This is a genomic window from Actinokineospora auranticolor, assembly GCF_002934265.1.
Lineage (GTDB): Bacteria > Actinomycetota > Actinomycetes > Mycobacteriales > Pseudonocardiaceae > Actinokineospora > Actinokineospora auranticolor.
On sequence record NZ_PTIX01000016.1, the window covers coordinates 160,989 to 169,331 of the forward strand.

7 protein-coding genes are annotated in these 8,343 nt (G+C 70.2%); 2 read left to right on the top strand and 5 right to left on the bottom strand.

Translation table 11 applies throughout. The annotated features are described in order from the left end of the window. Positions 1-48 precede the first annotated feature (48 nt). The 4 genes from mgtA to CLV40_RS37460 form a co-directional block, all read right to left on the bottom strand. Positions 49-2,703, bottom strand: a complete 2,655-nt coding sequence (mgtA, locus tag CLV40_RS25580; RefSeq protein ID WP_104481519.1) for a magnesium-translocating P-type ATPase — start codon at positions 2,701-2,703, stop codon at positions 49-51. Continuing rightward, entirely contained in the window at positions 2,700-2,957 is a 258-nt protein-coding gene (locus CLV40_RS25585) for a hypothetical protein (protein WP_104481520.1), read from the bottom strand. The genes mgtA and CLV40_RS25585 overlap by 4 nt, the downstream gene beginning before the upstream one ends. Before the next feature lies 1 nt (position 2,958). Further along, positions 2,959-5,337, bottom strand: a complete 2,379-nt coding sequence (locus CLV40_RS25590) for a phosphoketolase family protein (protein WP_104481521.1) — start codon at positions 5,335-5,337, stop codon at positions 2,959-2,961. Between the two features lie 70 nt (positions 5,338-5,407). After that, the gene (locus tag CLV40_RS37460; protein WP_146108244.1) at positions 5,408-5,614 is read right to left on the bottom strand and encodes a hypothetical protein; all 207 of its coding nucleotides are present in this window, start codon (positions 5,612-5,614) and stop codon (positions 5,408-5,410) included. Positions 5,615-6,265: 651 nt separating this feature from the next. Between CLV40_RS37460 and CLV40_RS25595 the strand changes: the two genes are divergently transcribed. Then, positions 6,266-7,405 carry a N(5)-(carboxyethyl)ornithine synthase gene (locus CLV40_RS25595; protein ID WP_104481522.1) on the top strand — a complete coding sequence of 380 codons (1,140 nt, stop codon included), beginning with the start codon at positions 6,266-6,268 and terminating at the stop codon, positions 7,403-7,405. Next, entirely contained in the window at positions 7,392-7,547 is a 156-nt protein-coding gene (locus CLV40_RS38345) for an RGCVC family protein (protein ID WP_181043736.1), read from the top strand. Before CLV40_RS25595 ends, CLV40_RS38345 begins: the two co-directional genes overlap by 14 nt. 496 nt (positions 7,548-8,043) lie before the next feature. Here CLV40_RS38345 and CLV40_RS25600 read toward each other — a convergent pair. Then, positions 8,044-8,343 (bottom strand): MerR family transcriptional regulator (locus CLV40_RS25600; protein WP_104481542.1); only part of this gene is annotated, 300 nt, incomplete at its 5' end.

The window sequence follows — 8,343 nt, forward strand, 5'->3', positions numbered from 1 at the left end:
CCGAACCGTCGACACCGGCGACCACCGGCAGGCGGGACATGAGGTCGTTCATCGGGGAACTCCTGTTCGTCGTGGTACGGGGCCAACGGTGCTGAAGGGCCGCGCGCGCCGCCGCAGCCCGCGACCGCGCGGGGGGACGACCCGCGGTGCGACGGGCCCGGCTGCGCGGTAGAAGGACCGCTTGCCGATCTCGATCAGGACGAGGTAGCCCACCACCATGGCCGCCAGGGCGGCGTAGAAGGCCAGGGGCAACGGACGGAAGCCCAGGGCACCGGCCAGGGGTGTCGCGGGCAGCAGCGCACCGATGACGACCACGCCGAGCGCGGCCAGGGTCAGCGGCAGGCTGGGGTGGCTGCGGAAGAACGGGACGGTCCTGGTCCGGATCGCGAAGATCACCAGCGCCTGCGTGGCCAGCGACTCGACGAACCAGCCGGTGTGGAACTGCTCGGGCCCGGCGTGCAGGACCCAGAGCATCAGGCCGAAGGTGGCGAAGTCGAACACCGAGCTGAGCGGGCCGAAGCGCAGCATGAACCGGCGGATGAACGCGATGTCCCAGTGCGCCGGTCTGCGCAGCTGTTCGGCGTCGACGTTGTCGGTGGGGATGGCGAGCTGGCTGGTGTCGTAGAGCAGGTTGTTGAGCAGGATCTGCGACGGGAGCATCGGCAGGAACGGCAGGAACAACGATGCCCCGGCGGCGGAAGCCATGTTGCCGAAGTTGCTGGAGGTGCCCATCAGGACGTACTTGATGGTGTTGGCGAAGATGCGCCTGCCCTCCACGACGCCGTCGGCGAGCACGCCGAGGTCCTTGTCGAGCAGGATGACGTCGGCGGCGTCCTTGGCGACGTCGGTGGCCGAGTCGACCGAGATGCCCACGTCGGCGGCGTGCAGGGCGAGCGCGTCGTTGACCCCGTCGCCGAGGAACGCCACAGCGCCCGCGCCGTGGCGCTGGACCCGCACGATCCTGGCCTTGTGCTCCGGGCCGACGCGGGCGAACACCGTGGTGTCGGGGATGGCGGCGGCGAGGGCTTCGTCGTCGAGGGCATCGATGTCGGTACCGGTGAGCGCGCCCCCCGTGGCCAGTCGGAGGTCGCGGCAGACCTTGACGGCCACCGCGGCGTTGTCGCCGGTGACGACCTTCACCGCGACGCCGAGATCGGCCAGGCGGCGCAGTGCGGTCTCGGCGTCGGGCTTGGGCGGGTCGAGGAAGACCAGGAAGCCGCTCAGGCGCAGGTCCCGTTCGTCCGCGGCGGTGACTGTCGACAGGTCATCGGCGGGCCGTGTGGCTACGGCGACAACCCGGTTGCCCGCGGCGAACTCGGCGGCCAGCGCGGTCCGCGCCCCGGACGGCACGTCCACGCAGCGGTCCAGGACGGCTTCGGGAGCGCCCTTGGTGATCAGGGTTGACGAACCCGACGGAGCGCGGGTGAGCACGGACACCATGCGGCGGTCGTGGTCGAAGGGCAACACCGCCGTCGGCTCCCGCACCGCCGAGACCGCACCCAGCCCCGTCGCGGCGGGCGAGGACCACATGGCCTGGTCCAACGGGCTGCCGCCACTGGCTCGCGCGGACGCCTCGGTGCACCGCAGGCCCCACCGCAGGACCTCGTCCGGGGTGTCGACGGCCGCGGGGACGGCGCGCATGTACTGGACCCGGCCCTGGGTGAGGGTTCCGGTCTTGTCGGTGAACAGCACGTCGACGTTGCCCAGGTCCTCGATGCAGACCAGCCGCTTCACCAGGACCCGGCGGCGGCTCATCCGGCGCGACCCGGCGGCGAGGCTGGTGGAGACCACGGCAGGCAACAGTTGCGGGGTGATGCCGACCGCGATCGCCAGGGAGAACAGCAGCGCGTCCAGGAACGGCTTGTCCAGCAGGAGGTTCGCCGCGAAGATCGCCGCGGTGAGCGACCCGGCGACGTAGACCAGCAGCATGGAGAACTCGCGCAGGCCGATCTGGAACTCGGTGTCGAGCGGGTGGGTGTCGAGTCCCGCCGCGATCGAGCCGAACCGGGTGCGGGCGCCGGTGGCGACCACGACGCCGACACCCGAGCCCGCCCTGACCACCGTGCCCATCAACGCCGCGCTGGACAGCTCCGCCAATGGGGTGTTTGGCGGCACCGGGCCGGTGGACTTGTCCACGGCCAGTGCTTCGCCGGTCAGAACGGACTCGTCGCACTCCAGACCGGTGGCCGACAGCAGCCGCAGGTCCGCCGGGACGATGTCGCCGAGGCGCAGCTCCAGCACATCGCCGGGCACGAGCACGGTGACGTCCACCCGCGACCGGGTGCCCTCGCGGATCACGGTGGTCTCGTGGCGGATTCGGGAGTGCAGGGCCTCGGCGGCCTTCTCGGCGCGGTACTCGTTGGCGAAGCCCAGCCCCACCGACACGACCACGATCGCGGCGATGATGACCGCGTCACCGCGCTGCCCGAACAGGGCGGACGCCAAGGCCGCCGCCAGCAACAGCCCGAGCAGCGGGGAGCGGAGTTGGTGCCAGAGCACCGGCAACAGCCTGGCGCGGTGCGAGGACACCGCGTTGAGCCCCCACCGGGCCTGCTCTTGGACAACGTCGGCCCGGGTGCGGCCCTGATCGGCGGTGACGCCGAGATCCCGCAGGACCTCCGCCGTGGAGCGGGCCGCCGCGGTCACCACCTCGGTCGCCGATCCGCTCCGCCGGTCCACCTCGTCGGTCTTCGCCGCGGTCATCGGAGTGTCTCGTTCGGCACCGGGACCGGACGCGGAGCGCGTGTCTCCTGGGCGCTCAGGAGGTCTTCCCCGGCGGTGATCACGAAGGTTCGCATCACCGATCCAGATGGAGTGCCACGGGTGTCGGCGCGCGCGGACCGGTTGTGCTCCAGGCCGAGGGCGCCGCCTGGGAAGCGAGGCCATTCGACCAGTTCGTCGTCGAGCAGGCGCGGCTTCAGGCTCGCCGACTCGGCATCGGTGACCAGGACCCGCACGTCAGTTCCCGGACCGCAGGGTCCACCCGGCGATCGCCGGGTCGTCCTCGCCGTGCTCCCGGGTGTGCCTGCGGGCCGCGACCCGGTTGTCGACCATCGCCTGGCGCAGCCCGGCGGCGCTCTCACCCAATCCGGGGACGCGATCGATGACGTCCATGACCAGGTGGAACCGGTCGAGGTCGTTGAGCATGACGTTGTCGAACGGGGTGGTCGTGGCGCCCTCCTCCTGGTAGCCGCGCACGTGCAGGTTGCGGTGGTTGGTGCGGCGGTAGGTGAGCAGGTGGATCAGCGACGGGTAGCCGTGGAAGGCGAAGACCACCGGCTTGTCGGTGGTGAAGATCGCGTCGAAGTCCACATCGGACAGCCCGCGCGGGTGCTCGGTCTCCGACTGCAGTCGCATCAGGTCGACCACGTTGACCACCCGCACCCGCAGGGCGGGCAGGTGGGTGCGCAGCAGGTCCGCGGCCGCCACGGCCTCCAGCGTGGGTACGTCCCCCGCGCACGCGAGCACGACGTCCGGTTCGCCGTGGCCGGTGCCCGCCCACGGCCAGATGCCCAGCCCTCGCGCGCAGTGCGCGATGGCGGCGTCGATGTCCAGGTAGGTCAGCGCGGGTTGCTTGCCCGCGACGATGACGTTGACGTAGTCCTTGCTGCGCAGGCAGTGGTCGGTCACCGACAGCAGCGTGTTGGCGTCCGGCGGCAGGTAGACGCGGACGATCTCCGCCTTCTTGTTCACCACGTGGTCGATGAACCCCGGGTCCTGGTGGGAGAATCCGTTGTGGTCTTGGCGCCACACGTGCGAGGACAACAGGTAGTTCAACGAGGCGATCGGCGCCCGCCAGGGGATGCCGCGGCTGGTCTTGAGCCATTTGGCGTGCTGGTTGAGCATCGAGTCGACGATGTGGATGAACGCCTCGTAGCAGTTGAACAACCCGTGCCTGCCGGTGAGCAGGTAGCCCTCCAGCCAGCCCTGGCACAGGTGCTCGGAGAGCACCTCCATGACCCGCCCGTCCGGCGCGAGGTGGTCGTCACCGGCCACCGTGATCGCGTTCCACGCGCGGTTGGTCGTCTCGAGCACCGCGTCGAGGCGGTTGGACGCCGTCTCGTCCGGACCCATGATCCGGAACCGGTCGGTGTTGGCGGCGACGACCTCGCGCAGGAACCCGCCCAGCACGCGGGTCGCCTCGCTGGATTCGACCGCGGGACGACCGACCGGCACGGCGTGGTCGCGGAAGTCCGGCATCGACAGCTCGCGCAACAGCCTGCCCCCGTTGGCGTGCGGGTTGGCGCTCATCCGCCTGGTGCCGGTCGGCGCCAGGGCGCGCAGGTGCGGCAGCAACCGCCCAGTGTCGTCGAACAGCTCCTCGGGGCGGTAGCCGCGCAGCCACTCCTCCAGCAGTGCGCGGTGCGCCGGATTCGCCCTTGTCCGCGACAGCGGAACCTGGTGGGCCCGGAACGTGCCCTCCACCTGGACGCCGTCGACCTTCTTCGGGCCGGTCCAGCCCTTCGGGGTGCGCAACACGATCATCGGCCACACCGGCCGGTCCGCGACCGCCCCGCCGCGGGCGGCGTGCTGGATGGCGGCGATGTCGCCGAGCACCTCCTCCAGCGTCGCGGCCAGCAGGCGGTGGACCTCGGCCGGGTCGTCGCCGGTGACGAAGTGCGGCTCGTAGCCGTAGCCGCGCATCAGCGCGGCGAGCTCGGCCGCGGGGACGCGGGCCAGCACCGCGGGATTGGCGATCTTGTAGCCGTTGAGGTGCAGCACCGGTAGCACCGCGCCGTCGGTCACCGGGTTGAGGAACTTGTTCGAGTGCCAGCTCGCCGCGAGCGGGCCGGTTTCCGCCTCCCCGTCTCCCACCACGCACAACGCGATGAGATCCGGGTTGTCGAACACCGCGCCGAACGCGTGCACCAGCGCGTAGCCGAGTTCCCCGCCTTCGTGGATCGAGCCCGGTGTGTCCGGCGCCACGTGGCTGGGGATGCCCCCGGGGAAGGAGAACTGGCGGAACAGCGCGCGCAAGCCATCCTCGTCCTCGCCGATGTCCGGGTACACCTCGCTGTAGGTGCCCTCCAGGTACGCGTTGGCCACCAGCGCCGGGCCACCGTGCCCCGGGCCGGTCACGTACAGGACGTTGAGGTCACGAGCGCGGATGAGCCGGTTCATGTGCGCGTACAACAGGTTCAGCCCTGGGGTGGTCCCCCAGTGCCCCAGCAACCGAGGTTTCACGTGTTCGGCCAGCAGCGGTTCCCGAAGCAGTGGATTGGCCAGCAGGTAGATCTGCCCGACCGAGAGGTAGTTGGCCGCGCGCCAATAAGCGTCGACCAGCGCCAAGTCCTGGTTCGTGGGATCGGCGACCGGCTCGCGGGCGGTGGTCAGCATGGCGGTGACTCCTCGGACTGGTGTGCTTGTGGCACCGTCCGGGGTCCTGGGGCGGTGGTGACGTAGAAGGTCAGAAGGTGTCGCGAGCAGCGGCTCGACCGCCCTCGTCCGCCCAGCGGTCGAGTTCCCCGTCCCGGAGCGGGGAACGCACCGGGACGGCGCCGAGCAGCCTGCCCGGGACGGCCGTCAGGACCGGGGGAGAGGTGTTGCCGGATCCGGCACGCACCACTCTGCCGACGAACGATGACCTCGACGAGGCGACGCGTGAGCCCGACATCGGGCAGGCTCCCGTCCCCGGTCGACGCGCGACCGGCAGTCAGAACGCCGAGGACGGCGCCCGCTTGACCGCGGTCGCACGAGGTGAACTCGACACAGCGGAGCCTACGCCCTCCAGGCCCGTGTGACGCCATGAGCCGGGGACGGTTCTCGCACGTGACGCGCACCGCGGGTGATGACGACAGCCCGCCAACGGCGGTCTCCAAGGCCATGTCCTTGGCCGCCTACCGTGCGTTGACCGCCATTCGAACATCCGACGAACGCGGGCTTCCGGCTCAAGCGAACGTGATCCACCAGCGCGGGCGCGGCAACGCTTGCCCGAGCGCCGGTCGCCTGCCCGCGGCGAAGTGGGGCGAAGATTCTCGGCGGAGGGGTGTAGTGTCGTGAGCACGTGCCCTGGACCCCGGTGTCACCTCGACCCGAGGACCGGTGAACGGCGCGTTTCGACGAGAAGCCCGTTGCCGTGCCCGGCGAGGGACTCGCGTTCTCCCGTCGGCAGGATTCGAACCGGTGATCGGCGGGGCTCCGCCACGTCTCGATCTGTCCGCGAAGGACTGTTGCGGCGATCGGGCCCGACCCTGCCTGACGAGGCCACCGGATCAGGCAACCGCGGCCCGTCGTGGCGGCACCGCCCACAGAGGACAGGACACACGTGGATCAGCTCAGCCTCGGCGTCATCGCCCGGTCCCGGAAGGAGGACGAACTCCGACTTCCCCTCCACCCGCGACACCTGGACAGGATCGATGCGGACCTGCGGGACCGTGTCTACCTCGAGCGCGGCTACGGGGAACGCTTCGGCGTCTTCGACGATCAACTCGCGGCGTCCGTCGCGGGGTTGCGCTCACGCGCGGAACTCATCGCGGAATGCGATGTCATCCTGCTGCCGAAGCCACTCGCCGCCGACGTCGCGCAGCTGCGGGAAGGACAGGTGCTGTGGGGCTGGCCGCACTGCGTCCAGGACGAGGAGCTCACCCAGCACGCCGTCGAACGACGGCTGACGCTCATCGCCTTCGAGGCGATGAACCACTGGAACTCCGACGGCTCGTTCGGCCTGCACGTCTTCCACAAGAACAACGAGCTCGCGGGCTACTGCTCGGTGTTGCACGCCATGCGGCTGCTCGGCTCGACCGGTGACTACGGGCGGCGGTTGCGCGCCGTCGTGTTGGGGTTCGGGGCCACCGCACGAGGCGCCGTGACGGCCCTCAACGCGCTCGGGGTGCACGACGTCGACATCCTCACCAACCGCGGTGTCGCGGCCGTCAGCTCGCCGATCCACTCCGCGCGGATCATCCACTTCGACCACGGCGACACCGATTCCCGACGCGGGCACCACGCCGTCACCGCAGCGGGCCGCGTACCGCTGGCGGCATTCCTCGCCGAACACGACATCATCGTCAACTGCGTGCTCCAGGACACCGACACGCCATTGATGTTCCTCACCAACGACGACCTGCCCGTCCTGGCCCCCGGCACCCTGGTCGTCGACGTCTCCTGCGACACGGGTATGGGCTTCGAGTGGGCGCGCCCCACCTCGTTCGCACAACCGGACTTCCTTCTGGGAGACCACGTGCGCCACTACGGTGTGGACCACAGCCCGTCCTACCTGTGGAACTCCGCGACCTGGGAGATCAGCGAAGCGCTCCTCCCGCACCTGCGCCCGGTGCTCACCGGCGCCTGGGACTCCAACGAGACCATCCGACGTGCCATCGAGATCCGCGGGGGAACCATCCTGAACCCCCGCGTCCTCTCGTTCCAACACCGATCATCGGAGTACCCCCATGCCCGCCTCTGAACCGAGGACCGCCCTGCTGGAGGCCGCTGTCGACAGCTGTGCCGTGTGCCCCCACCCGTGGCGCGACCACGACCCCATCGGCGTTCGCTACTGCACCGCCACCGAGGCTTCCGCGCTGTCCCGGGACTGCGTCTGCCGGTGACGCGCGACACCGGTCGCCTGTCCTGGTCGAACGTGTTGCCACGGGAGGTGAGCCGGATTCCAGGCGGTGGTTCGGTGATCGAGGGAGGTCTTGCCCGCGCTGCGCCCGCTCCTCAGGGACGACGAGACGATACCGGCACGTGTCACCGACTCGGGGCCCTGTGCGGTGCCAAACCGGGGCAGGGTGCCCTGCCCCAAGATCGTCGTGTCCCGCATGGCGGCCTCGATCGGGCGTTTGCGGCACGCTGAGGTCATCACGCCGGCGTTCGGATCCCTGCGCTGGTCGAGAACTCGGGTCGTTGATCGGTGGTCTTTGGCTGTCGACTGTCGTGCGGGCTCCTGGCCGGGAAGTGGCGGCTACCGAAACCGCCAGGTCGTCCTCCGATCAGCGAGGAGATCGCTGCCCACCTGATCCGTGACCGCGACGCCAGTTCACCCACCGGCCACTCATCACCAGCGGCCACCAACAGCCAGGGCCGGTCGTGACCGTGGCCACGTCAGAGATCGTGCTGTGGTGGCTTGTCCTGTTCGGACGGCGCGAGCGCCTCGTTGAGAGCGCGTGCTTCTTGGAGCTGGTCCTCCAGGCTGACGATGCGACACGCGGCTTCCACGCCGGCGCCTTGGTCGACGAGTTCGCGGGCGCGCCCCGCGATGCGCAGTTGGTGACGGGAGTAGCGGCGGTGTCCGCCGGCAGAGCGCTGCGGCTCGATCAGCCCCGCCTCGTCCAGGCTGCGCAGGAACCCCGGTGTGGTTCCCAGCATCTCCGCGGCTCTGCCCATCGTGTAGGCCGGGTAGTG

What these genes read in the sequence shown, in the direction of transcription:
- CLV40_RS25590 (WP_104481521.1), bottom strand. Translation starts at nt 5,337, where the DNA reads ATGCTGACCACCGCCCGCGAGCCGGTCGCCGATCCCACGAACCAGGAC.
- CLV40_RS38345 (WP_181043736.1), top strand. Translation starts at nt 7,392, where the DNA reads ATGCCCGCCTCTGAACCGAGGACCGCCCTGCTGGAGGCCGCTGTCGAC.
- CLV40_RS37460 (WP_146108244.1), bottom strand. Translation starts at nt 5,614, where the DNA reads ATGTCGGGCTCACGCGTCGCCTCGTCGAGGTCATCGTTCGTCGGCAGA.
- mgtA (WP_104481519.1), bottom strand. Translation starts at nt 2,703, where the DNA reads ATGACCGCGGCGAAGACCGACGAGGTGGACCGGCGGAGCGGATCGGCG.